This window comes from Halococcus morrhuae DSM 1307 (assembly GCF_000336695.1).
Classification (GTDB): domain Archaea; phylum Halobacteriota; class Halobacteria; order Halobacteriales; family Halococcaceae; genus Halococcus; species Halococcus morrhuae.
In genome coordinates, this window is record NZ_AOMC01000046.1 from 44,713 (window position 1) to 67,122 (window position 22,410).

Genomic DNA, 22,410 nt, shown 5'->3' on the forward strand with positions numbered 1-22,410 from the left:
TCACTTCCCGTCGTAGCCGGCATACTCCATGAGCTGGCCGAAGATGTCGGAATCCATCGCCTCGCGGTAGACGATCGCGCCGAGCATCCCGCCGGGATAGCTGTCGCCGTTCATCACGTGGTTGACCTTGTGGCAGTGCAGGAGGTAGATGCCCGGGTCGGCGTCGGCGGTGAACTCGATCACGCGGCGCTCGGCGGGCGCGACGTTGGTGACGTCCTGATCATAGCGGGCGACCTCGGGAATCACGCCGCCGTCGTGCTCGATCACCTCGAAGCGGTGGTTGTGGGTGTGCAGCGGGTGGGACATGTAGCCGCCGTTGACGAAGTGGACCCGAACGGTGTCGCCCTTGTCGACGATGATCGGCGAGCCGTCCTCGGGGTGGAACGAGCGTGGGGCGCTCTTGCCGTTGATCGTGAACACGTCGGGGTTGCGATCGCGCGGGCTGTACTGGGCGTCCCCGCCGGCCATCATCCGATTGAGCCGGGAGTCCCACTCCTTGACCGTCATGAAGTACTCCTTGTCGGCCGGTTCGTACCCCCTCGGGTCGACGCGGAGGATGCCGTACATCCCCATATCGATGTGGCGATGGGTCTGGTAGTGGCAGTGATAGAAGTGCGTGCCGGGGACGTTCGCCGGGATGGAGTAGGTGTGTTTCTCCCCCGGCTCGACCTGGATCCCGGTCGTGGTCGGCACGCCGTCGTTCTTCCAGGTCTTCTGTGAGCCGTGGAAGTGGACCGTGTGCGGGCGCATTCCGTCGGTGTTGTCGAGCGTCACCGCCATGTCGTTGCCCTCGGTGGTCCGGAGGATCGGTCCCGGCACGCTCGCCGGCCCGTCGTCGGCCTTGAACGCCCAGACCTGCGGAAGTTCGATCGGCCCGCCCATCGTCTCCTTCGGATGCACTGCGTGTCTGCACTGCTCGGTGGCGAGCGTCACCTCCCCGCCCTGATCGTCGACCTGGACGACCTCGGGCGGGGATGTGTACGGGAGCTTGCCGTCGCTCCCGCTCACGTTCGCCGGCGGCTCGCCGACCGTCGGGTTCGTCGCCGACTGCCGCCCGCCCGCCGTGCAGCCGGCGAGCATCGCCGTGCCGACACCACCACTCGCCGCCAGAAACTCCCGCCGTGAGATGCCCGTCCCCGGAGCGCCGATGCGGTCGGTCATGATACAGTTGTACGTTCGAATGAGAGTTGAATAAACCGCGAACCCGATTTTCATCCAGTGAGAACCGGCCCACTGGTGGTCGATAGTGATATATATTTCCATGCCGATCTCGCACGTTTCCGTCACGATCGGCTTTCGACGAGCGCGCCATCCCGCCGACGGTCCGATAGCCGCTGCCTGATTCAGACGAGCGGCGCGACCAGCTCTTCGCCAGCGTCGAGCAACGCCGCGACCCGCTCCCCGCTTTCGGCCTCGGCGTAGACCCGGAGTACGGGCTCCGTCCCGCTCGGTCGGACGAGCAGCCACGCACCGCTTTCGAGTACGGTCTTGAATCCGTCCTTGGTCACGATGTCCGCGACCGGTTCGCCTGCGACACGATCGGGCAGCCCACCCTCCAGCTCGTCGAGCACGCGCGCCTTCTCGTCGTCCGGGCAGTCGACGCTGATCTTCGACTGGTGGATCTCCCCGTGCTCGTCGAGCAGGCGATCGACACGGTCGTCGAGCGATTCCTCCCGTTCGGCGGCCGCCGCGAGCAGCGCCAGCAGCACGCCGTCCTTCTCGCGGACGTGACCGTCGACCGAGAAACCACCCGATTCCTCGCCGCCGACGAGTGCGCCCGCCTCGGCCATCGCCCGCGCGACCCACTTGAACCCGACCGCCGTCTCGACGACCGACTCGCCATGGGCCTCGGCGATCCGATCGATGAGAAACGTCGTCGAGACGGTTCGCACCGCCGGCCCCGATGCCGATTCCAGGAGGAAGTCGTACAGCGCGGCGAAAAACAGGTTCTCGTCGAGGTGGCCCCGTTCGGGTGTCACCACGGCGAGCCGGTCGGCGTCGCCGTCGTTGGCGATGCCGAGGCTCGCGTCCCCGTTCTGGACGCGCGTCGCCAATTCGGTGAGATGTTCGGCGCTCGGTTCTGGTGGCGTGCCGCCGAAATCGGGTGCGCGCTCGCAGCGCAGGCGCTCGACCGACGCACCCGCCTCCGAGAGCAGTTCGTCGGTGACGCCACGGCCGCTGCCGTGCATGGCGTCGTAGGCGACGGTCAGGTCGTCGAGGGCGGCCTCGTCGGCGTACTCCGCCACGAGATCGTGGGCGTGCTCGGCGTGCGAGGCGACGAAACCCGTTTCCTGGATCGTGCCCCACTCCGCTTCGGGGAGCGGTTCCGGCTCGGCGAGGTTCGCCTCGATCGATTCCGTGACTTCGGGCAGCGCGGGCGCGCCGTCGTCGGGGATGAACTTCACGCCGTTGTAGTCTGCGGGGTTGTGCGAGGCCGTGACCATCAGCCCGCCGGCGAGGTCGCGATCGTCGATCGCCCAGGCCAGCAGCGGTGTCGGGCGATCACGTTCGGGGAGGAGGACGTCGAACCCGTTGGCCGCGAGCACGCGCGCGAGCTCTTCGGCGAACCCACGCGAACTTTCACGGGCGTCGTAGCAGACGCCGACCGGCGCGTCGCGCCCGTCGAGATGGGTCGCGACCGCCTGGCCGACCATCCGCACACGAGGGGCGGTAAAGACGTCGAGCGTCGCCCGCCAGCCGTCGGTACCGAACGAGATAGCGTCCATACCTCCGGTGTCGCCGCCGTGAACAAAAACTTCCCGTCACTCGCACAGCTGTTCTTTCCGGCTGCGCGAGAGCCCCTTGATCTCGTGTTCGCGCGACAGCGCCGCCCCTTTCAAGTCGAACGTCTCCGTGTAGCGCAGCTCGACGGGCGTCCGCCCGCGGGTGTATTTCGCGCCGGTGCCGGCGTTGTGCTCGGCCACCCGTCGCTCGACGTCGGTCGTGTAGCCGGTGTAGAGGGAGCCGTCGCTACACTCGACGATGTAGACGTGGTGGCTCACGGAGGGCGTTCAGGCGTTTTTCGCACGCTCTTTGGCCGCCTCGGCGATGCCGGCGTTCGCCGCGCAGCCGGGACAGGCGAACAGCCGCCCGTCCTCGTCGGCGAACACCCGCTCGAACTGCTCCGAGACGTGCTCGCCACAGTAGTCACATTCTGGCATGTGTGGTGTGCTGGCAGTGGTTTCGCCAACGTAGATTGTAGGGTCTCACGCGGTAAATACCCTTTCCGCGGCGGTATCGGCCCTGCACAACCCTCTCCTCCGTGCCCGTCTTCGCTCATTTTCGTGCTCCGTCGAGCGCCCGTGCAATCAACCCTGCCTGCGCGCCCGCGACGAACCCCGCATCGACGTTCACGGTCGTGAGCGCGGTACACGACTGGAGCGCGCCGGCGAGCGCCGCCTCACCCTCGCCTCCATAGCCGTAGCCCGAGGCGGTCGGCAAGGCGATCACCGGAACGTCGACGAGCCCGGCGATCACGGTCGGCAGCGCGCCCTCGCGCCCGGCGGCAACCACGAGTACGTCCGTTCCCCGGAGCTCGTCGAGCTCGTCGAACAGCCGATGGACGCCGGCGACGCCGACGTCGTCGTAGCGCTCGACGGTGGCTCCCATCTCGCCGACGACGGCCGCCGCCTCGCCCGCCGGCCCCGCATCGACCGTGCCGGCGGTGACGATCCCGATCGTCGCCTCCAGGACTGGCGGCTCGAAATCGGCCGTCCGCACCCGGAGGACGTTCGCCCGTGCCTCGTGATCGATCTCCGCCGTGGGTCGGTCGTCGACGAATCGGTCACGCACCGTCGTGGCGGTGTCGTCGTCGATCCTGGTGGCCAACCCTCGTCCCGTCGTTTCGAGGGCGAGATCGAGCAGTTCGTGGATCTCGTCGGTCGTCTTTCCCTCGGCGAACACCGCCTCGGGCACCCCGCTTCGTGTCTCGCGGGCGGCGTCGAACCGTCCCGCCTCGCCCGTCGCGTAGCCCGCGAGGCGCGCCTCGGCGGTCGCTATCGAGATCTCGCCCGCCGCGAGGGCGGCCAGCGTTTCGCGCATGCGCTCCCTGGGTGCTGGACGTACTACTCCTCGTCGTCTTTCCGACGGCCGCCCGCCGTCGACCAGCGGTCCGCTTCGGCCGTCGTCGGTAGATTCCACGACGCCGATCGTGGTATTTTCCGACCGCCGGCGTCGCCATCACCCCGGGTGACCGGATGAACCGCTTCGAGAGCGCCGATATCGAGCGATTATGGCAATATTTATAAAGCGCCCTTTTGAAAACGGCCCTGTATGGCAGACCTGATCGTCAAAGCCGCCGTGAAGGATGAGCTGAGTGACATGAATGTCTCGTCGGACTTCTACGATGCCCTCGACGAGGAGGTTTCGGCGCTGCTCGAAAACGCCGCCCGTCGCGCCGACGAGAACGACCGCAAGACCGTGCAGCCGCGCGACCTGTAAGGTCGAACTCTCGATTTTCGAACTATTTTACCGCCGATCAGCGACGGCTATGGCGTGTCGAACATCAATGCAGTATCGCCAGTAGCGTCATCGCCGAACCCGTTCATCCGTTTACCGAATGGCGATGGTCACAGTCCGATTCGATCGTCAGGGCCGCGTCGCGGGACGTGTCATTGGATGTCCATCCGGATGAAGCGGAGCCGGCTCAGTCCCACCAAAACGACTGTGGCGGCGAGCAGGAGGGCCGCGCCGGCGACGTCGTACACACCGTCCAGCAGGATGTCGTTCGGGTCGAAGTGGGCCATCGGGGCGACGTTCGCCAGCCAGCCGACGTCCGTCACGGGAACGAACGACTGGAAGAGATACAGCGCGAACAGCAGCCCGATGGCGGCGTTTCTCGCGGTGTCGGCGTCGTCGAGAGACACCGAGAGCGCCAGTCCGATCGCCCCACAGCAGAGCAGATACGGGATCGAGAGCGCGTGGAGGACGGCGAGCTCCGCGAGAGGAACGGTGACGTCGATGTACGCGGCAGCGAGGACGATCACCACCGGTGTGACGACGCTCGCGGTGACGATCGGGACGAGCAGCGCGAGGAACTTCTCGAACACCACCGCGCCCCGCGAGATCGGCGCGGAGAGCAGCACGTCCATCCGGTCGGTCTCGACGTCGTCGGCGATCGACCCCGCCGCGGTGTAGGCGAGATAGATGCCGAAGAACAGGCTCCAGAACAGGGTGTAGAACTCGCCGGCGAGCAACCCCTCGGCGCTCGACAGGCTTTCGAGGCCGAACGCCTGAACGAACGGCTGTGGCAGCTGCGTGGTGAGCTGCTCGAACTGTGCGCTCGTGGCGACGTCGGACGTCACGAGCGGCGCGGTGGCGACGAACGCGAGCCCCATGAGCCCGAAGGCCGCGCTGAGGCCGAGCGCGGCGGCGATTCGTTGTTCGCCCTCGTACCGGAAGACGTCGAGCGTCATCCGATATCCATCCTCCCGAACCGAACGAGACCGGCGAGCACCAACACCGCCGCGGCCACGAGCAGGATCGCCCCGCCCGCGAAGTCGTAGCTGCCGTCGACGAGGATCGCGGTCGGATCGATGTAGTTCATTGGCGCGATGGTTCCCAGAACCTCGTAATCGGTGCCGATGAACACCGTTTCGAGCAGATACGTGACGACGAGGGTTCCGACGGCGGCGATCCGTGCGTGGCTCTCGTCCGTGAGGAACACCGAGAAGACGAACCCGACGGCCGCACAGCAGAGCAGGTAGGGGACGGCGAGCGCGTGCAGCACGACGAGGTTCACCGGATCGAGCGTTTCGTCGAGGAAGCTCGCAGCCACGAAGAGCACGATCGGTGTGACCGCGTTGATCGCGAGGATCGGGAGCAGTAGCGAGAGGAACTCCTCGCCGGCGAGTCGCGTCCGCGAAACCGGCGCGGCGAGCAGGCTGTCGATCCGGCCGGACTCGATCTCGCCGGCGATCATCGAGGCCGCGTTGTACGCGAGGTAGATGCCGAGCACGAGCAGCCAGCCGACCTGGTAGAGCTCGACCGAGAGGATGCCGGAAAGGGTGTTCATGCTCTCGATGCCGAGCCCCTCCGTGAGCTGTTTGGGGAGCTCGGCGAAGAGGCTCGCCAGATCGAGGTCGGTGAACGAGGGGGCGATCGCCACGAACATCGTGCCGTAGAACGCCGCCGCGACCACGATCGTGAGCGCGAGCATCGCCCGGCGCTCGCCCTCGTAGCGCGCGACCTCAAACATCCGCGCTCTCCTCCGGGCTCGATTCCGCTTCGGCCGTCCCGCCGGCCGCCGACTCCGTGTCGGGATCGACCTCGCCGTAGAAACGCATGAACACGTCTTCCAGGGGCGCGTCCGCGATGTCGAGATCGAGGATATCGTACGCCACGAGATGCGAGAGGAGATCGTTGTAGTCGCCGGTAAACGTGAAGCTCACGCTCGTGCCGTCGCGGCCGCCCGACGAGGAATTCCCGTTCCCGGATGGTTCGTCGGCGGACGACGGCCGATCGCTCGCGGTTCGCGCCCCGTCGCCGCTCTCGCCCCCATCGGCCGTGGTCGGCTGGGGCGATCGCTCGTCACCGGCGACGCTCACGTCGTGTGCGCCCTCGATGGCGAACGCCTCTCTGTCGACGGGGTCGGCGACGCGCACCGAGACGCGCTTGCCGCCACGATCGAGCAGGGTTTCGACGTCTTCGAGCTCGACGAGATGGCCGTTCCGGATGACGCCAACCCGATCGCAGATCTTCTGGACCTCGCTCAGGATGTGCGAGGAGAAGAAGAACGTCTTTCCCCTCGCCTGCTCGTCGCGGATGAACTCGTAGAAGCGCTCCTGCATCAGCGGATCGAGCCCCGAGGTGGGCTTGTCCATGATGACGAGATCAGGGTCGTGCATGAACGCGAGCACGATGGCGAGTTTGCGCTTGTTGCCTGTCGAATACTCGCCGATCTCCCGGTCCATCGGGGGATCGAACAGCTCCAACAACTCTTCGCTCCGGCTGTCACCCTTGAGTGACGCCTGGTAGCGCAGAAATCGGTTGCCGGTGACGTCCTCGTCGAACCCCATCTCGGCGGGAACGTATCCCAGGTGGCGCTTGGCCTCGATCATCGCTTTCCGATCGGTGACGTCGTGGCCCAACACCGTTGCGCTCCCGCTCGTCGGCGACTGGAAGCCCATCAGCGTACGGATCGTGGTTGACTTGCCCGCGCCGTTCGGCCCGAGATAGCCGAACACCTCGCCCTCGCGCACCTCGAAAGAGAGCTCCTCGTTGGCCCGGACGTCGCCGTAGTGTTTGGTCAGCCCCTCGGTTGTGATTGCAGCCATGGTTCTCGGCCCGTCCCGATCGCTACGCTCGATGAACACATGAACGTTCGTCCGATTCGTTTTCACGACCGCTCGATCCGCGATTTTCGCTCCACGACGAGACTGCCACGAAGAGCGGTCGTACGGCCGACAGGAACCCGGAGACCGGCCGCGAGCGTATCGTCGCCTATATATTGGATGGCACGAAATGACACTGTATGCCGGAATGCCAGAACTGTGGTGCGTTCGTGACGGCGGCGTATGCGCGAGTGTTCACCCCAAGCGGCATCGACGAACCACGCGTCTGTCCCCAGTGTGAGGACAAGATCCGCGACGGCGCGGACGTCAGACAGGCGCGCTCGACGCGGCGAAGTTAACCCGACCCCTCCTTCTGACGTGCATCCGCGACGACAGCGCTCGCCAGCTCGAACAGTTCCTCACAGCGCCCCTCGTCGCGCGCCTCGGCGGTGATCCGCACGAGCGGCTGTGTCCCACTCGCTCGCACTAGGATCCAGCCATCGTCGAAATCGATCCGAACGCCGTCGAGCGTCCGCACGTCGTCGTACTCCGCAGTCACCTGCTTCTCGATGCGCTCCATCACCTGGCCTTTCTCCGCGACCTCGACGCTCTCGCGGCGAATCGGGTACGTCTCGATCTCGGCGACGCGTTCGGCGAGCGGACGCTCGGCGGCGAGGGCCACCAACCGAACGGCCGCGAGCGGGCCGTCGGGACAGAGAGTCTGTGTGGGCCATATCCACGCGCCACTCGGTTCGCCGCCGAAGACCACGTCCGCATCGGTCGCGCGCTCGGCGACGAAGACGTCACCCACCCTCGTGTGTGTCACCGATGCCGCCGGCGCGAGCGCGTCGTCGACCGCGAGGCTCGTGTCGACGGGGACGGCAACCTGGGGGTCGTCGACGTCGCTCTCGGCGACTGCCTCGCGGGCGAAGAGTGCGAGCTGGACGTCGCCCGGGATGAACTCCCCTTCGCCGGTCACGGCACGCATGCGGTCGGCGTCGCCGTCGTGGGCGAGTCCCACCGCGGCGTCGTTCGCCTCCACGAGCGCGCGAAGCGACTCGCAATTCTCGGCGGTGGGCTCCGAGGGTCGTCCCGGGAAGGAGCCGTCGGGCTGGGCGTTGAGCGTCTCGACCTCGCAGCCGAGTTCCTGGAGCGCCTCGACCGTGAGCCCGCCGGCACCGTTGCCGAGATCGACGATCACCGACGGCGGGTCGTCGATCTCGACTTCGCCGAGCACGTCCAGGTGGTGCTCGCCCGCGTCGATCTCGCATCGCTCGCCGAGCTCGTCCCACGGGACGAGGCTCGACTCTCCATCGCGCACGCGCCGGGCGATCTCCTCGCGTCGCTCCTCGTCGAAGGCCTGTCCGCTCGGTTGCCAGAGTTTGAGTCCATTGTCCGGTGCCGGGTTGTGGCTCGCCGTCACCGAGACGCCTGCGTCGGCATCCTGCCAGCCGACAGCCCGGGCCACCGTCGGCGTCGCCGCCAGCCCCGCGTCCAGGACGTCGGTGCCGGACTCGCGCAGGCCGGCCGTCAGCGCGTCGGTCAGGAGACGGCCACTTGCGCGCGGGTCGCGTCCGACGACGACACGCTCGGAGTCGATGCCGAGCGCGCGCCCAACGTCGAGGGCGAGCGCCGCGGTGACTTCCTCGCCGACCGGTCCCCGGATACCGCTGGTGCCGAACATAGTCGTTCGAATGTCGAGCCATACAAAACGCTGACTCACGCGACCACGCCGCCCCGCGATTCGGATACGAACGTTCTTTCGGACGGCCGACGCACACAGATCATGACCATCGTACTCGTTCGCCACGGCGAAACCGACTGGAACGCCGAGCGACGCCTTCAGGGCTGGGCACCGACGCCGCTGTCCGAGCGCGGGCGCGAGCAGGCGACCCGCGCCGGCGAGCACCTCGCCGCGCGCTACGCGTTCGATCGAGTGATCGCCTCCGATCTCCGACGGACACGCGAAACGGCCGAGCGCATTCAGCAGGCGGGTGTCGAGCCCGAACCGACGTTCGAGCAGCGCTGGCGCGAGCGCGATTTCGGCGTCTATCAGGGGCTGACCTACGAGACGATGTTCGAGGAGTATCCCGCGTTCTCCGTGGATCAGTCGGGCGAGTCGGCGCTCGCGGCGACGCCCGAGCGCGGCGAGAGCCTGCTCGACCTGCGTGAGCGCGTGCTCGCTGGCTTCGATGCGCTCGCTGGCGACGACACGGTGCTGGTCGTCACTCACGGTGGGCCGCTCTACGCGGTCTGTAGCCACGTTCTGGAAGGCGATTACGCGACGGTTCTCGACGAGCACTCACAGGACAACTGTGCGGTGAACGAGTGTCGACCCACGGCGGACGGGTTCGAGCTGGTTCGACGGAACGACACGAGCTATCGCGAATCGGCGTAGAGCCGGTCGATCGCCCTACCGCTGGGACTCCCGGAGGATCAGCGGCTCGATGGCGAGCGTCCGTTTGGCGAGCGTCACGATCCTGGAGATGTAGGAGACGAGCAGCAGGAACGGCAGCAGCGTCACCGTCAGGCTGGCACCGACCAACAGCGCGATGTTCTCGATGCCGAGCGTGCTCCCGGGGAACGTCCCCGCCTCGCCGATCACCATCATGATGCCGGCGACGGCGAGTGCCGGCAGCGCCGCGTAGAGGATCAGCTGCGAGAGCGACGTCAGCGCCCACTCGAAGTAGAGCGTCTTGACGTGTTCGCGCGCCGGGCCGAACATCGAGAGCGCCGTCTTCAGTTCGTTCAACAGCTCGTTCTCGCGCTCGCCGAGATCCGCCTCGTGATCGTTGAGCAGTCGTTCGATCTGGAAGATCTTCCAGCCGTAGTTGTAGTTCAGCGCGGCGAACACCACGTCGAAGTTGCCGAACGTGCCTCCCTGAAGCTGGTCGCGCACGGTCTCGGAGTTGCCGATGACGCTCTGGGTGAACTGGTCGATCTCCCACCGGAGCTGGTCGCTTTCGATATCGCCGAACCCGTCGCGGATCGCCTCGGCGCGGTCCTGACAGACGTCGATGATGTTCCGGAGGAACGCCGAGGGATCGGCCGGGCTCGGTGCTCCGACCAGCTCCTCGGTGTAGTCACGGAAATCCATCGAGTCCTCCATGCGCTGACGCTGTTCGCCCAGCGGGCCGTTCTCCTGTGAGAGCACGAGCTGGGAGATGGTGACGACGAGCGTCACACCGGTGATGACCGCGCTGATCATCGTCGAAAAGAGCGTGTCGATCGTGTCGCTGCTGTTGAGTTGGGGAATCAACGGCGGTGGTAATACCGTAACCCCGATAACGAAGACGACGAAGAACGAGACCGCGAGCACGGCCGTGACGAGGAGCCGGTTGGCCTTGAGCAGTATCCAGAGTTTGAGGCGACTCTCGTTGGCGCGCTCGCGCATCGTGTTCGCCGTGCTCACGTCGAGATCCTTGTCGACCGCAGAATCGTCGACGTCGGCCGTCACGACCCGTCTCCCGTCGCTGCCGAGCGGGGCCGTTCGAAGACGATATACTTGGTCCCCCCACTGGTGTAGTCGATCGTCTCGACGAGTCGCCAGCCCTCGGCCGCCAGTTCGTTGATCGCGGCCTTCGGGTTGGCGGCCTCCTTTTTCGTCTCGTCGCGCGGCGGCCTGAGAATTTCGTACTCCCACCGCCGGGAGTCCTGATCGTCCATGTGCCGTCCAGACTCGGCGACAGTAAAAGTCCCCACGTCTGCCTCACGACTCGCCGCTAGTTCAAGGGAGCTGGTTCCCGCCGGTCGAAACGTTGAGCGTGTCGAGCGTCGTCGAGTTCACGCTGTTGGAGGCGACGAGCGTCGCGTTCCGGTTGGCGGGGATCCAGAGCGGGACGACGCTCTGGCCCGACGCGACGCTCACCGTGTCGTACTCCTCACCGCTCTCGCCGATGATCGTGATCGTCGTGACGTTGCCCGCCGCCGGCGTCGAGCGCAGCGTGGCGTTCACGCGGACGTGCTCGCTCGCCCAGGGCTCCTCGGCCGAGAGGCTCTCGAAGACCGCCGAGCCGTCCGTATCCGCCGATATCGACGGTCCGAGTGTGAGACAGCCGCTGGAAACGAGCACGACGACGAGCACGATCGCGAGGGCACGACGCGGGGCTCCGACCATATCCGTCGTTCATCCGTCGCGAGGAAAACAATTCTGGTCGGTATAACTACCGGACCGAAACGCCCGCCCCGTCAGCTCCGTTCGATCATCGTCGTCAGCATGATCCCGTAGTTGAGGACGAGCGCGACGAGACCTGTCACCAGCGCGATCTCAACGGGGCCGCTCGCGCCGGAACCGATGGCGACGACCGTCCCCGTCGCGCCGGCGACCACTCCCACCTCTGCGCGTCGCGCGTCGTCGAAGCTCTCTCGATCGAGCCGAACGCCCATACGAAATATTTCGACCGGCGATCAATGAATCTTTCTCCGACGGCAGCGCGTGCGCGCTTCAGTCCTCTGGGGTGGGGTACTCCGCACCGAGGTCGAGATCGTCCCCACCTCCCTCGCCGGGACTGACGCTGCCGGTTCGATACCCCTCCAGATCGAGCGTGACGTGCTCGAAGCCGATATCGGAGAGATGCTCACGGGCCGCGCGGGCGAAGTCGGGATCGAGCGCGCGCTCCAGCTCGTCGGGCGCGACCTCGATGCGGGCCAGGCCGTCGTGATCGCGCACGCGGAACTGCTCGAACCCCCAGGTTCGCAGCAGGGTTTCGGCCTTCTCGACGCGCGTCAGCCGCTCCTCAGTGACTTCGAGCCCCGTCGGAATCCGCGAGGAGAGACACGCCATCGAGGGTTTTTCCGAGACCGAGAGGTCGTACTCACGGGCGATCTCCCTGACCCCCTCCTTGGTGATCCCGTGTTCGAGCAGCGGCGAGTAGGCGTTCAGCTCCTCGACGGCGCGAAGGCCGGGCCGGTGGCCCCCGCCCGGATCGGCGGCGTTCGTCCCGTCACAGACGGTCTCGATTCCCAGCTCGCGGGCGGCGTCGAACATCGCCGACAGCCGCATCGTCCGGCAGTGATAGCAGCGCTCGCCGTCGTTCTTGACGAATTCTTGACTGTCGAGCTCGGAGAACTCGACGACCTCGTGGCGGATCCCGATCTCCTCGGCGACCTCGCTGGCCCCGCCGAGCTCGGCGTCGGGTAACGTCTCGCTTTTGGCGGTGCAGGCTACCGCGTCGTCGCCGAGCGCGTCGTGAGCCAGCGCCGCGACGACGCTCGAATCCACGCCGCCGGAAAAGGCGACGAGCACGCCGTCGCGCCCCGCGAGATCCTCGCGTGCGGCGACCGCTTTCTCTCGGACGCTCATGCTCTTGATGGGTGGCCGCGCGCCAAAAGCACGGCGCTCGTGCGCTGCTTTGACGCTCTATATATTATAAGATCTGGAGAAGTATGTAAATTATCTATATTGGTTTCAATCTTGTCCGTTTTCAGAATCACCATCGCTGTCTTTAACTTGTCTTCCTGAAAGATTATCTGATAGTATTTTCTCAGCAGTTTCTTTCTTCTCTTGTGTCCCAGCGAGAAACCCATATGCCATCGCTGTGCGATCAACCGCTTCTTGAGGGTCTGTATTTTCATGCTCCATCAAATTCTTTGTTTTATCTATCACATCTATGAGGTCTTTCAGACTAGCATAGAAATCAACAACCGCTTCGGTCTCCTCTTTTGTGAGTAACTGTATCTCACTGATTAGGGATTCATAAGCATCGGTAGGGAAATGAGAATAGGATGGCAGATGACCCATGTTCTCTACTGTAATTGCGTCTGGTTTGTCTTCATTCATTGTCTCTAGTCGTTCCATATTCTTCATTTCCGTCAAGAGTGAACGTCTCACTCGGTCTTTTCTTCTGCGGCGTTGCAGATATTGTTTGATGTATCCTGCACCAAATGTCGTGAGTGATCCAAGAAATGCAGCAATTATCGCAGCAGTTGCAGGATCAATATTTGAGCCAAATACTGGCATATTGTTACAATATTATGGGAACACAAACTTAGTTCTAACTATAACCTATCAGTAGCCCGGAAGATAGGGGACCAAAAACTACATTATCATATGGTTGTAGTTCACACTTTACTTGGACAGGATCAATATTTGGATTGTTGGCATCCAAAAACTCAACAATCAACCCAGCATCTTCGTCAGTAATGTCGGCACTACCTTCCATATTGTCCCGTGGTCGCTCATCCTTTATGGCTGTTGCCAGCATCGAACATTTATAACGGAGAAATAAAGCCATGGACTCGTTCGAAGATCTTACTGCAATCTCCGGGGTCGGGGAGAAGACCGCGGCACGCCTCCAGTCGATCGAGGAGCCGGAGCGCGCGCTGCGAGAGGGCGACGTGGCGGCGCTCGCGCGCGCACCGGAGATCACGCCGGGACGGGCGGCGGCCATCGCCCGCGCGGCCATCCGTGCCGAACACGACGATTCGGGGACCTTCCTCGCCACCGATCGCGCGCGGGAGATCCATCGTGCCGTACTCGATCTCCTCCAGGAGCGCGCGGTCACGGACGACGCCGCCCACCGACTGGAGACCCTCTTTCCAACGGGGAGCGCCTCGCGCATCGAGGAGGTCCGAGAATGGGTCGAGCGGGCGATGGAGCGCGAGCCCGATCCCGAAACCTTGGACGCGCTCGTCGGCGTCGGACCGCTCGAATCCCCGCCAGCGGAGCGGATTCGCGAGCGCTGTCTCGCGACCGCGGACGCCGAACGCCACGCCGAGGCCCAGGAGGCGTTCCCGGAACTCTCGGTCGAGGTCGTCGAGGACACGCGCGGGCTGGCGGATCTCGCGCGCGGCTACGCGACCGTCATCGTTCTCGACGAGGCGTTCGCCGGCGTCGATATCGACGGCGACGTGCGGGTCATGCCGGACGCGCTCGACAGTCCTGAAGAAGTGGTCCCCGAGCGCACGCTCGCCTTCTTCGCGCACAACCGCGAGCGCATCCGCGCGGCGAGTGCCGTCCACCGCGCCGCGGAGCTCGATTCATCCCTCGATCTCGCGGCGCTCGACGACCGACTCGCGGAGCTCGACGACGACGGAACGGTGATCGGCGACGAGGAACTCGACAGATTGGAACGGGCGGTCGACGACTTGGACGCGACGGTCTCCACAGCTGAGAGCGTCGCCAACGACCGGCTTCGGGAGGCCATCGAGGAGCGCGACGTCACGATCGAGGGGGCCGATCTGCTCTCGCTGGTCGAGCAGGGCGCGGGCGTCGATTCGCTGCTCTCGCGTGAGCTCGAGGACGAACACGCTGCGGCCATCGAGGCCGCACGCGACCATCTCGTCGATGCGCTGGCGCTCGACAGTAGTGAAGCCGAACTCGCGACGCGCGCGTTCCCCGAGGAACCGACGTTTCCGGTCGAGCACGACGAGGGGATCGTCAACCGACTGCGCGAGGACCTGACGGTGGCGCGCGATCGGCGGGCAAGTCGATTGAAGCGCGATCTCGCGGCCGATCTCGCCGGCATGCGCGAGGGCTGTGACGAACTCGTTCGGGCAGCGCTCGCGCGCGACGTCGAACTCGCCGTTTCACGCTTCGCCCGTGACTTCGACTGCGTGCTCCCCGAGTTCGGGGACTCGGGCATCGCCATCGAGGGTGGTTGCTCGCCGCTGCTCGACTGCGCCTTCGCGGAGGTCGAGCCGATCGACTACGAGGTATCGGGGCCGACCCTCCTCTCGGGCGTGAACTCGGGGGGCAAGACCTCGACGCTCGACCTGCTCGCGCTCGTGACGGTACTCTCGCATATGGGGTTGCCCGTCCCCGCCGACTCGGTACGCATCGAGCGCTACGAGGCGCTGCACTACCAGGAGAAGAGCCAGGGCACGCTCGATGCGGGCGCGTTCGAGGCCACCCTCCGGGAGTTCGCCGGCCTCGTCGCGGGCGGGACACACCGGCTCGTCCTCGTCGACGAACTCGAAAGCATCACCGAACCCGGCGCGTCGGCGACGATCATCGCCGGCATCCTGGAGGAGCTCGCCGGCAGTACGACGGGCGTGTTCGTCTCACATCTCGCCGGCGAGATCAGCGAGGCGGCCGATTTCTCGGTCTCGATCGACGGGATCGAGGCCGTCGGGCTCGAAAACGGGGAACTGGTCGTCGAGCGCTCGCCGAAGAAGGACGTGCTCGCGCGCTCGACGCCCGAACTCATCGTCGAGAAGCTCGCCACGGAGTCCGACGACGACACCGACGGGTTCTACGAGAAACTGCTGGGGAAGTTCGAGTAGTCGGGTCGGTGTCACGCGTCCGATCCGCCATCGCGCTCCCGAACGGCTGTCTACACGAGTGGAACCGCTGATCGACTTACCGCGAATCACGACACGGACGGGAGTCGCGTGCCGCCGCAACCGCGGCAAACGAAACTCCGGTTGTACCAGCAGTTATGCCGTTGGGCCGTCTCCCGTCGATCGCAATGGACGTCCACGAGGGTCAAACCCGTTCGTACGAGCGCACGTTCAGCGAGGACGACATCCAGCGATTCGCCGAGCTGTCGGGCGATACGGGCCAACAGCACGTCGAGCGCGACGCCGAGGGCCGACTGATGGCCCAGGGGCTGCTCACCGCGACGCTCCCGACCAAGCTCGGCGGCGACATCGACTACATCGCCCACACGCTCGAGTTCGAGTTCGTGCGCCCGGTCTTCGCCGGCGACGCCATCACCTGCGAGTCGGAGATCCGATCACTCACCGAGACCGACGACCGGACGCTGATGGAGTCGGTGTTCGTCTGCCACAACGGGGACGGAGAGGTCGTCATGCGCGGCGAGTCCGAGGGGATGATCCCGGCGTAGAACCGCTCGCCGCCCGCACCGATCCTCTCCCCGAATTACCGACAATCATATCGCGCCGGCAATAATTACTGACAACTAACGAAGGGTTTTGGTCGAGGGAACGGTAGCGCGGGTATGGACGACGATCGACGGTTCGACACGACGGCGATCGCCACGAACGGGGATACCGCCGAGAGCGGCGACGTGGTACGACCGATCCATCTCTCCTCGACGTTCGAGCTCGGGGCGCTCGACCCGAGCGTCGGTCTCGACGACGCCGACCCGGCGGCCGGCGAGTTCCTCTACTCGCGGCTCTCGAACCCGACGCGACACGCCCTCGAAGAGCGTCTCGCGGCGCTCGAAGGCGGCGACCGCGCGTTCGCCTTCTCATCGGGGACGGCAGCGGTCGCGACGACGGCACTATCCGTCGTCGAACCCGGCGATCACGTCGTCGCCTTCGACGATCTCTATGCCGGCACGCGTCGACTGCTGGAGACCGTCTTCGAGGATCGGCTCGACGTGGCCGTCGATTTCGTTGACGCGACCGATGCCGAAACCGTGGCGGCGGCCATCGAACCCGAGACGAGCCTCGTGATGATGGAGACGCCGACCAACCCCTTGTTGAAGCTCTGTGACATCGAGGCCATCGCGGCGGCGGTCGGCGACGACACGACCTTCGTCGTCGACAACACCTTCCTGAGCCCGTACTTCCAGCAACCGCTCGATCTGGGTGCGGATGTCGTGGTCCACAGCACGACCAAGTATATCAATGGCCACTCCGACTCGGTCGGCGGCGCGGCGATCACGAGCGATGACGACCTCGCCGCGACGCTCGAATTCCACCAGCGGGTCGGGCTCGGCGACATGCTCGCGCCCTTCGATTCGTTCCTCGTCGCGCGCGGGCTGAAGACGCTGCCCGTCCGGATGGAGCGCCACGAGGACAACGCGTCGATTCTCGCGACCCACCTCGACGAGCACGAGGCGGTTCGTGCCGTCCACTATCCAGGACTCGACAGCCATCCCCAGCATGAACTCGCCCGGAAACAACAATCGGGCTTCGGCGGCGTTCTCTCGTTCGAACTCGACGGCGAGTTCGAGGATGCGCAGGCCTTCCTCGAAGCGCTCGACGTGTTCTCGCTCGCCGTGAGCCTCGGCGGCGTCGAAAGCCTCATCGAGCATCCCGCGGGCATGACCCACGAGCCGATCCCGCGTGAGACGCGCCTCGAAAACGGCATCACCGACACGCTGATCCGGGTCTCGGTCGGCATCGAACATCCCGAGGATCTGCTCGCCGACCTCGAACGCGGCTTCACGGCGATCGAGCGCACCGACGCGCCGACAACCGACTGAGTCGAAGGTCGGGGTAGTCGAGGGAGGTCGTGAGGAGAGGGAGTCTTCAGAGTCCCCGCGTCGCCCCGCCGTTCCGGAAGTCCGCCGCACCGGTGTACGCGCCGGTTTTCGGGTCCCGTCGAATCGTCATGACGTTGCCGAGTCGTGTGAACGGCGCGAGCTCGTAGCCGAGATCGCGCAGCCCCTGCTGGACGTCCCCCGGCACGCTCGCTTCGGGATAGATCGCGGGTTCGGAGTTGGCGTAGAGTCGCGGCTCGGCGACCGCCTCGGCCAGGTCCATGTCGAAATCGACGAGATTGATGATCATCTCCGCGACCGTCGTGATGATCGTCGTGCCGCCGGGCGATCCCACCGTGAAGAACGGCTCGCCGTCGCGGAAGACGATCGTCGGGCTCGTCGAGCTGAGCGGCCGCTTGTGTGGTTGGACCTCGTTCGGTCCGCCGGGCTCGGCGTCGAAGTCGGTGATCTCGTTGTTGAGCATGAACCCGTGATCGGGAACCATGATGCCGCTGCCGAACAGCTGCTCGATGGTGCTCGTCCACGAGACCATGTTCCCCTCGCTATCGGCGACCGTGAAGTGCGTCGTGCTGCCGCGCGGACTGGGAATGTACGGGCGCGGTGCGTCCTTGACCTGCGAGACGTCGTCGACGGTGAGCGGGTCGATGGCGTAGGGGTCGCCGGGCTGGTAGCTCCAGGGATCGCCCGGCTGCTGGGTCTCGGTCGTCACCCCGCCGCCCTCGATCGTCGTGCGGCGCTCGTCGAGATACTCCTCGTCGAGCAGCCCTTGCCACGGCGCGTCGACGAACTGCTTGTCGCCCATGTACTCGCCGCGGTCGGCGTAGGCCAGTTTGAACGTCTCAGCCAGCAGTCGGTAGAGTTCGACCGACTGTCGGTCGTACCTCGCGAGATCGAACGGTTCGAGCAGCGAGAGGATATGCGCGATCGTCAGCCCGCCGGAGCTCGGCAGCGGCTGCGTTCGCACCGTGACGTCGCCGTACTCGACGTACTCCGGCGTGTCGATGGTCACGTTGTACGCGCCCAGATCGGCGGGCGTCATGCTGCCACCGTTCTCCTGGACGACGTCGGCGACCGCCTCGCCGACACCACCTTTGTAGAGTGCGCCGACACCGTTCTCGGCGATGGTCTCGAAGGTCGCGGCGAGATCCGGCTGCTCGACCTGATCACCGATGGCGAGCGGTGTTCCGCCGGGCGCGAACACCGAGCGCGCGGCGTCGTTGAACTTCTCGTACTCCTCCTCGATCGTACTGCCCAGGTAGTAGTCGACCCGTGCCCCGCCCGCGAGATCGATCGCTGGCTCGATGAGATCGGCGATCTCCCGCGTGCCGAACCGCTTCAGCGCGATGTCGCAGGCCTTGAGCGTGCCGGGCACGCCGACTGCCTGCCCGAGCGTGATGCGCTCGTCGAACGGTATCGGCTCGCCGTCATCGTTGAGGAACATATCGGGCGTCGCGCCGAACGGCGCGCGCTCGCGGTTGTCCACCGAATAGAGTTCGTCCTCGCCCGCGTCGTAGACGAGCATGAACCCGCCACCGCCGATACCCGAGGTGTGGGGCTGGACGACGTTGAGCGCGAACTGGACGGCGACCGCCGCGTCGACCGCGTTGCCGCCCGCGTCGAGCACGTCGGCTCCGATGGTGCTCGCCCGCGGGTCCGACGAGGCGACCATCCCCTCGCCGCTGGTGGCCGTCTCGACGCGATCGACACGATCGCCGTCATCCGATTCGTCGTCGTGAGCAGTGGCCCGATCGGCCGTAGCTGGGAACGCGCCCGCACCGAGTGCGACGGCCGATCCCTTCAGAAACGTTCGGCGTCGCGTTTTACTCCGTCCGGTGCCTGCTTCTCCCTGCCCGTCGACGGACTGTCCGTCCTCCACGTCCCTTTGACTGTCATCGTCTGTCATTCACTTCCAACTCACGACAGACCATATTAACGCTACTTGATGTATTACGCACCGGATGACATCGAAAACAACTCGTTCGGCGGCCCATGGTCAGCGCGCAGACGGACGAACTGTGGCGTAATGACGCTCCACCCCTCGATATCGCCGGAACGGATCGGCTTCGTCGCGATCTCGTTGCTGTCTTCGCGATCGTACCGATTCGATTTGGTATTCGGTATGAAATATAAGTTACAAAAGATATACGCGGGTAGCTGTCCAAATAGCGTCCATGTCCGCTTTATTGGACGGACAGACGGCCGTGATCACCGGGGCAGCGAGCGGGAACGGACGCGGCATCGCCCGACGGTTCGCCGAGGAGGGCGCGGACGTCGTGGTCGCCGACATCCAGGACGAGGACCGTCTCGGCGGGCAGCCGACGCACGAACTGCTCGAAGCCGAGACCGACGTTCGAGCGAAATACGTCGAATGCGACGTGACCGACCGCGAATCGCTGGAAAGTGCGGTCGGGGCGGCCGAGGAGTTCGGCGGGATCGACGTGATGGTCAACAACGCGGGGATCCTCGGCCCGCAGAAACCGCTCACGGAGGTCGGTTACGAGGAGTATCGGGGGCTCATGGAGATCAATCTGGATGGTGTGTACTTCGGGACCCAAGCCGCAGCGGCGGCGATGATCGAGCAGGAGGACGACGGATCCATCGTCAACATGGCGAGCGCGGCCGGCTTCGAGGGCTATCCGAACCTCACGCCGTACTCGACCGCGAAAGGCGGTGTTCGGCTGTTCTCGTACGCCGCGGCGGCCGATCTCGGTCAGCACGACATTCGCGTCAACTCGATCCATCCGGGCCAGATCGAGACCGCGATGTCGTCCGAGGACATGGCGCTCGACGAGTCCGAGGGTAGCGAGCAGACGGAGCAGAGCGATCAAGCGTCCCCTAGTATCCCGCTCGGTCGGCCTGGCTCACCCGAGGAGGTCGGCGACGTCGTCGTGTTCCTAGCGAGTGATCTCGCGAGCTACGTCACTGGCGAGTCGATCCTCATCGACGGCGGACTGACCAACACCGGGTAGGGCTCGCCGCCGAAGCCTTGAAATCGTCGGGGAGCGTGGTGAAAGTGATGGCCGAGGACGGCATGCTCTCGTGGGACGAGTCGATCTTCCGTGACGAGCACGTCTTCGAGATCGATTACCTGCCCGAGACCTTCCGGCATCGCGACGAGCAGCTGGAGGGGCTGCAGTACGCGCTCCGGCCCGCCGTCCGGGGATCGCGCCCGCTCAACGCGATGGTGCGCGGGCCGCCCGGCACGGGGAAGACGACCGCGATCCAGAAACTGTTCGGCGAGCTCGACGGTCGGCGCGGGGTTCGAACCGTGCGCGTCAACTGCCAGGTGGACTCGACGCGCTACGCGGTCTTCTCGCGGATCTTCGAGCAGCTCTTCGAGTACGAACCGCCAGCCAGCGGCGTCTCGTTCAAGAGCCTGTTCAAGCAGATCACCGACCATCTCACCGACGAGGACGAGATCTTGACTGTGTGTCTCGACGACGTGAACTACCTCTTTTACGAGGGCGAAGCCTCCGAGACGCTCTACTCGCTGCTCAGAGCTCACGAAACCCATGCGGGCGCGAAGATCGGCGTCCTCCTGGTTTCCTCGGATCTCGACCTCGACGTGATCGCCGAACTCGACGGGCGCGTCCAGAGCGTCTTCCGCCCGGAGGAGGTGTTCTTCCCGGCCTACGACGAGGACGCGATCGTCGACATCCTCGGCGAGCGCGTCGCGCGCGGCTTCCGCGATGACGTACTCGCACTCCCCGTCCTGGATCGGGTGGCCGCACTCACCGCCGAGACGGGCGATCTGCGGGTCGGGATCGACCTCCTTCGGCGGGCGGGGCTGAACGCCGAACGCCGCGCGAGCGACGCCGTGGAGAGCGAGGACGTCGAGACGGCCTACGAGACGGCCAGACACGTCCATCTCTCGCGACGCGTTCGCGGGCTGTCCGATCCCGAGCGAACGCTGCTGACGACGATCGCCGACCACGACGGCGAGCGCGCCGGCACGGTCTACGAGGCCTTCCACGACGAGACGGGGCTCGGCTACACCCGCTATTCGGAGCTGGTCAACAAGCTCGACAGCGTCGGACTGATCGATGCCGACTACACCACCGTCGAGGGCCGCGGCCGGTCGCGCGAACTCTCGCTTTCCTACGACGCCGACGCGATCCGCGATCGACTCTGAAGTCGTCGCTCGTGGCGCTTCGCTACTCACTGCCCGTCCAACGGAGCAGTAGTAGTGTGCCCTCGAACAGGGTGATCATCGTCGCCGCGACGAGGATGGGGGCCATCCCGGTCGGGTCGGGGCTGAACAGGAAGGAGAGCCCGAGAAAGGCCCCCCAGAAGTAGAGCCGTTTGCTCGCGAGCCAGGCTCGCGAGGGGACGCCCATCATGATCGCGAGCATCACGAAGAGTGGAATCTGGAAGACGAGCGCGAAAAAGCCCATCAGCAGCGTCATCAGGCCGAACGTCTCGGTCAGCCCGAACGCGATCGTCGTCACGCCCTCGGAGTACTGGAGGAAGTAGGTGAAGATCACAGGCAGGATGAGGTAGAACGCGAAGGCGACGCCGGCGATCGCGAGGATGAGGCTCGTCGGCACGGCCGCGAGGTAGTAGCGGCGCTCGTTGGGGTAGAGTCCGGGGCGCATGAACCGATAGGTCTGAAAGACGAAGAGTGGTAGCGCGATCACGAACCCCGCGAGTGAGGAGACCTTGAGTCGGGCGAGGATCAGCGCGAGCGGGTCGTAGACGCGTGGTTTGGCCGCTCCCGGTCCCATCGGTCCGGGCAGCAGTTCGTACCAGATGAAGTTGATGAGGTCGTCGGCGATGGGGAAGACGACACCGCTGACCAGCGCCATGACGACCAGTACGATCGCCAGCCGCTTGATCATCTCCTCGATGTGGTCGGCAAGCGGCATCTCGGTGTCGTCGAGCGGCACGTTCTCGCCGTCTGTGACACCCGTCCCCGTCGACTCGGCCATTCGATCGATCGTTTCGCGGTCAGCGTTGTAAGCCTTCTTCTCGCGGCCGCGACCGACAAGATTGATAACCGGGAGTCA

The 22,410-nt window shown here is 65.3% G+C and carries 25 protein-coding genes; 8 read left to right on the forward strand and 17 right to left on the reverse strand.

Annotation, left to right across the window (positions count from 1 at the left end):
* The 5 genes from C448_RS02725 to larB form a co-directional block, all read right to left on the reverse strand.
* Positions 1 to 1,161 carry a multicopper oxidase domain-containing protein gene (locus C448_RS02725; protein WP_004051740.1) on the reverse strand — a complete coding sequence of 387 codons (1,161 nt, stop codon included), beginning with the start codon at positions 1,159 to 1,161 and terminating at the stop codon, positions 1 to 3.
* 182 nt (positions 1,162 to 1,343) lie between these two features.
* Positions 1,344 to 2,726 (reverse strand): phosphohexomutase domain-containing protein, encoded by a 1,383-nt coding sequence (locus C448_RS02730; RefSeq protein WP_004051741.1) that lies wholly within the window; start codon positions 2,724 to 2,726, stop codon positions 1,344 to 1,346.
* Positions 2,727 to 2,762: 36 nt separating this feature from the next.
* On the reverse strand, positions 2,763 to 3,002 hold the full coding sequence (locus tag C448_RS02735) for a GIY-YIG nuclease family protein (RefSeq protein ID WP_004051742.1): 240 nt from the start codon (positions 3,000 to 3,002) through the stop codon (positions 2,763 to 2,765).
* Positions 3,003 to 3,011: 9 nt separating this feature from the next.
* The gene (locus C448_RS16230) at positions 3,012 to 3,161 is read right to left on the reverse strand and encodes a DUF7563 family protein (protein ID WP_004051743.1); all 150 of its coding nucleotides are present in this window, start codon (positions 3,159 to 3,161) and stop codon (positions 3,012 to 3,014) included.
* 115 nt (positions 3,162 to 3,276) lie between these two features.
* Positions 3,277 to 4,041, reverse strand: coding sequence for a nickel pincer cofactor biosynthesis protein LarB (gene larB / locus C448_RS02740; RefSeq protein ID WP_004051744.1), 765 nt, complete (start codon positions 4,039 to 4,041; stop codon positions 3,277 to 3,279).
* 231 nt (positions 4,042 to 4,272) lie between these two features.
* Between larB and C448_RS02745 the strand changes: the two genes are divergently transcribed.
* Positions 4,273 to 4,440 (forward strand): hypothetical protein, encoded by a 168-nt coding sequence (locus C448_RS02745; RefSeq protein WP_004051745.1) that lies wholly within the window; start codon positions 4,273 to 4,275, stop codon positions 4,438 to 4,440.
* Between the two features lie 170 nt (positions 4,441 to 4,610).
* On the opposite strand, the gene C448_RS02750 is transcribed toward C448_RS02745, so the two are convergent.
* Genes C448_RS02750 through C448_RS02760 form a run of 3 tightly spaced genes read right to left on the reverse strand, consistent with a single transcriptional unit; the run spans position 4,611 to position 7,274 of the window.
* Complete coding sequence (locus C448_RS02750) at positions 4,611 to 5,414, reverse strand: ABC transporter permease subunit (RefSeq protein WP_004051746.1); 804 nt, start codon at positions 5,412 to 5,414, stop codon at positions 4,611 to 4,613.
* Entirely contained in the window at positions 5,411 to 6,196 is a 786-nt protein-coding gene (locus tag C448_RS02755) for an ABC transporter permease subunit (RefSeq protein WP_004051747.1), read from the reverse strand. Before C448_RS02755 ends, C448_RS02750 begins: the two co-directional genes overlap by 4 nt.
* Positions 6,189 to 7,274, reverse strand: coding sequence for an ABC transporter ATP-binding protein (locus C448_RS02760; protein ID WP_049916030.1), 1,086 nt, complete (start codon positions 7,272 to 7,274; stop codon positions 6,189 to 6,191). Before C448_RS02760 ends, C448_RS02755 begins: the two co-directional genes overlap by 8 nt.
* A 197-nt stretch (positions 7,275 to 7,471) precedes the next feature.
* Between C448_RS02760 and C448_RS16235 the strand changes: the two genes are divergently transcribed.
* Entirely contained in the window at positions 7,472 to 7,630 is a 159-nt protein-coding gene (locus tag C448_RS16235; protein ID WP_004051749.1) for a DUF7563 family protein, read from the forward strand.
* Here C448_RS16235 and glmM read toward each other — a convergent pair.
* Positions 7,627 to 8,955: a phosphoglucosamine mutase gene (gene glmM, locus C448_RS02765; protein ID WP_004051750.1), complete on the reverse strand. Its 1,329-nt coding sequence runs from the start codon at positions 8,953 to 8,955 to the stop codon at positions 7,627 to 7,629. The two genes, C448_RS16235 and glmM, sit on opposite strands and share 4 nt — an antisense overlap.
* A 102-nt stretch (positions 8,956 to 9,057) precedes the next feature.
* Here glmM and C448_RS02770 point away from each other — a divergent pair, with 102 nt between their 5' ends.
* The gene (locus C448_RS02770) at positions 9,058 to 9,669 is read left to right on the forward strand and encodes a histidine phosphatase family protein (RefSeq protein WP_004051751.1); all 612 of its coding nucleotides are present in this window, start codon (positions 9,058 to 9,060) and stop codon (positions 9,667 to 9,669) included.
* Positions 9,670 to 9,684: 15 nt separating this feature from the next.
* Here the strand turns inward: C448_RS02770 and C448_RS02775 are convergent, their stop codons facing one another.
* The 6 genes from C448_RS02775 to C448_RS15810 all read right to left on the reverse strand — a co-directional run bounded on the left by C448_RS02775 (position 9,685) and on the right by C448_RS15810 (position 13,230).
* Entirely contained in the window at positions 9,685 to 10,728 is a 1,044-nt protein-coding gene (locus C448_RS02775; protein WP_004051752.1) for a hypothetical protein, read from the reverse strand.
* Positions 10,725 to 10,937, reverse strand: a complete 213-nt coding sequence (locus C448_RS02780) for a DUF4177 domain-containing protein (RefSeq protein ID WP_004051753.1) — start codon at positions 10,935 to 10,937, stop codon at positions 10,725 to 10,727. Before C448_RS02780 ends, C448_RS02775 begins: the two co-directional genes overlap by 4 nt.
* A gap of 61 nt (positions 10,938 to 10,998) precedes the next feature.
* Positions 10,999 to 11,388 (reverse strand): hypothetical protein, encoded by a 390-nt coding sequence (locus C448_RS02785; protein WP_004051754.1) that lies wholly within the window; start codon positions 11,386 to 11,388, stop codon positions 10,999 to 11,001.
* A 71-nt stretch (positions 11,389 to 11,459) separates the two neighbouring features.
* A complete protein-coding gene (locus tag C448_RS02790; RefSeq protein WP_004051756.1) occupies positions 11,460 to 11,657 on the reverse strand; it encodes a hypothetical protein in 198 nt (65 codons plus the stop codon).
* Positions 11,658 to 11,715: 58 nt separating this feature from the next.
* Entirely contained in the window at positions 11,716 to 12,573 is an 858-nt protein-coding gene (larE, locus tag C448_RS02795) for an ATP-dependent sacrificial sulfur transferase LarE (protein WP_004051758.1), read from the reverse strand.
* Between the two features lie 105 nt (positions 12,574 to 12,678).
* A complete protein-coding gene (locus tag C448_RS15810) occupies positions 12,679 to 13,230 on the reverse strand; it encodes a hypothetical protein (RefSeq protein ID WP_152415508.1) in 552 nt (183 codons plus the stop codon).
* Positions 13,231 to 13,502: 272 nt separating this feature from the next.
* Here C448_RS15810 and C448_RS02800 point away from each other — a divergent pair, with 272 nt between their 5' ends.
* The 3 genes from C448_RS02800 to C448_RS02810 all read left to right on the forward strand — a co-directional run bounded on the left by C448_RS02800 (position 13,503) and on the right by C448_RS02810 (position 17,386).
* Positions 13,503 to 15,494: a helix-hairpin-helix domain-containing protein gene (locus tag C448_RS02800; protein WP_004051761.1), complete on the forward strand. Its 1,992-nt coding sequence runs from the start codon at positions 13,503 to 13,505 to the stop codon at positions 15,492 to 15,494.
* 185 nt (positions 15,495 to 15,679) lie between these two features.
* A complete protein-coding gene (locus C448_RS02805; RefSeq protein WP_004051763.1) occupies positions 15,680 to 16,057 on the forward strand; it encodes a hotdog family protein in 378 nt (125 codons plus the stop codon).
* Between the two features lie 114 nt (positions 16,058 to 16,171).
* Positions 16,172 to 17,386 (forward strand): trans-sulfuration enzyme family protein, encoded by a 1,215-nt coding sequence (locus C448_RS02810; RefSeq protein ID WP_004051764.1) that lies wholly within the window; start codon positions 16,172 to 16,174, stop codon positions 17,384 to 17,386.
* 46 nt (positions 17,387 to 17,432) lie between these two features.
* On the opposite strand, the gene ggt is transcribed toward C448_RS02810, so the two are convergent.
* Positions 17,433 to 19,307, reverse strand: a complete 1,875-nt coding sequence (gene ggt / locus C448_RS02815) for a gamma-glutamyltransferase (protein WP_152415509.1) — start codon at positions 19,305 to 19,307, stop codon at positions 17,433 to 17,435.
* Between the two features lie 268 nt (positions 19,308 to 19,575).
* On the opposite strand from ggt, the gene C448_RS02820 reads away from it, so the two are divergent.
* Positions 19,576 to 20,373 (forward strand): SDR family oxidoreductase, encoded by a 798-nt coding sequence (locus C448_RS02820; RefSeq protein ID WP_049916028.1) that lies wholly within the window; start codon positions 19,576 to 19,578, stop codon positions 20,371 to 20,373.
* Between the two features lie 47 nt (positions 20,374 to 20,420).
* Positions 20,421 to 21,536, forward strand: a complete 1,116-nt coding sequence (locus C448_RS02825) for an ORC1-type DNA replication protein (RefSeq protein ID WP_004051771.1) — start codon at positions 20,421 to 20,423, stop codon at positions 21,534 to 21,536.
* Between the two features lie 22 nt (positions 21,537 to 21,558).
* On the opposite strand, the gene tatC is transcribed toward C448_RS02825, so the two are convergent.
* On the reverse strand, positions 21,559 to 22,332 hold the full coding sequence (gene tatC / locus C448_RS02830) for a twin-arginine translocase subunit TatC (protein WP_004051780.1): 774 nt from the start codon (positions 22,330 to 22,332) through the stop codon (positions 21,559 to 21,561).
* Positions 22,333 to 22,410 lie beyond the last annotated feature (78 nt).

Bases quoted from the DNA above. Each gene is read 5' to 3' on its own strand.
- C448_RS02790 (WP_004051756.1), bottom strand. From the start codon at position 11,657: ATGGGCGTTCGGCTCGATCGAGAGAGCTTCGACGACGCGCGACGCGCA.
- C448_RS02785 (WP_004051754.1), bottom strand. From the start codon at position 11,388: ATGGTCGGAGCCCCGCGTCGTGCCCTCGCGATCGTGCTCGTCGTCGTG.
- C448_RS16235 (WP_004051749.1), top strand. From the start codon at position 7,472: ATGCCGGAATGCCAGAACTGTGGTGCGTTCGTGACGGCGGCGTATGCG.
- ggt (WP_152415509.1), bottom strand. From the start codon at position 19,307: ATGACAGACGATGACAGTCAAAGGGACGTGGAGGACGGACAGTCCGTC.
- C448_RS02760 (WP_049916030.1), bottom strand. From the start codon at position 7,274: ATGGCTGCAATCACAACCGAGGGGCTGACCAAACACTACGGCGACGTC.
- C448_RS16230 (WP_004051743.1), bottom strand. From the start codon at position 3,161: ATGCCAGAATGTGACTACTGTGGCGAGCACGTCTCGGAGCAGTTCGAG.
- C448_RS02745 (WP_004051745.1), top strand. From the start codon at position 4,273: ATGGCAGACCTGATCGTCAAAGCCGCCGTGAAGGATGAGCTGAGTGAC.
- C448_RS02825 (WP_004051771.1), top strand. From the start codon at position 20,421: ATGGCCGAGGACGGCATGCTCTCGTGGGACGAGTCGATCTTCCGTGAC.
- C448_RS02800 (WP_004051761.1), top strand. From the start codon at position 13,503: ATGGACTCGTTCGAAGATCTTACTGCAATCTCCGGGGTCGGGGAGAAG.
- C448_RS02755 (WP_004051747.1), bottom strand. From the start codon at position 6,196: ATGTTTGAGGTCGCGCGCTACGAGGGCGAGCGCCGGGCGATGCTCGCG.
- C448_RS02780 (WP_004051753.1), bottom strand. From the start codon at position 10,937: ATGGACGATCAGGACTCCCGGCGGTGGGAGTACGAAATTCTCAGGCCG.
- tatC (WP_004051780.1), bottom strand. From the start codon at position 22,332: ATGGCCGAGTCGACGGGGACGGGTGTCACAGACGGCGAGAACGTGCCG.
- C448_RS02725 (WP_004051740.1), bottom strand. From the start codon at position 1,161: ATGACCGACCGCATCGGCGCTCCGGGGACGGGCATCTCACGGCGGGAG.
- C448_RS02750 (WP_004051746.1), bottom strand. From the start codon at position 5,414: ATGACGCTCGACGTCTTCCGGTACGAGGGCGAACAACGAATCGCCGCC.
- C448_RS02770 (WP_004051751.1), top strand. From the start codon at position 9,058: ATGACCATCGTACTCGTTCGCCACGGCGAAACCGACTGGAACGCCGAG.
- glmM (WP_004051750.1), bottom strand. From the start codon at position 8,955: ATGTTCGGCACCAGCGGTATCCGGGGACCGGTCGGCGAGGAAGTCACC.
- larB (WP_004051744.1), bottom strand. From the start codon at position 4,041: ATGCGCGAAACGCTGGCCGCCCTCGCGGCGGGCGAGATCTCGATAGCG.
- C448_RS02730 (WP_004051741.1), bottom strand. From the start codon at position 2,726: ATGGACGCTATCTCGTTCGGTACCGACGGCTGGCGGGCGACGCTCGAC.
- C448_RS15810 (WP_152415508.1), bottom strand. From the start codon at position 13,230: ATGCCAGTATTTGGCTCAAATATTGATCCTGCAACTGCTGCGATAATT.
- larE (WP_004051758.1), bottom strand. From the start codon at position 12,573: ATGAGCGTCCGAGAGAAAGCGGTCGCCGCACGCGAGGATCTCGCGGGG.
- C448_RS02810 (WP_004051764.1), top strand. From the start codon at position 16,172: ATGGACGACGATCGACGGTTCGACACGACGGCGATCGCCACGAACGGG.
- C448_RS02820 (WP_049916028.1), top strand. From the start codon at position 19,576: ATGTCCGCTTTATTGGACGGACAGACGGCCGTGATCACCGGGGCAGCG.
- C448_RS02805 (WP_004051763.1), top strand. From the start codon at position 15,680: ATGGACGTCCACGAGGGTCAAACCCGTTCGTACGAGCGCACGTTCAGC.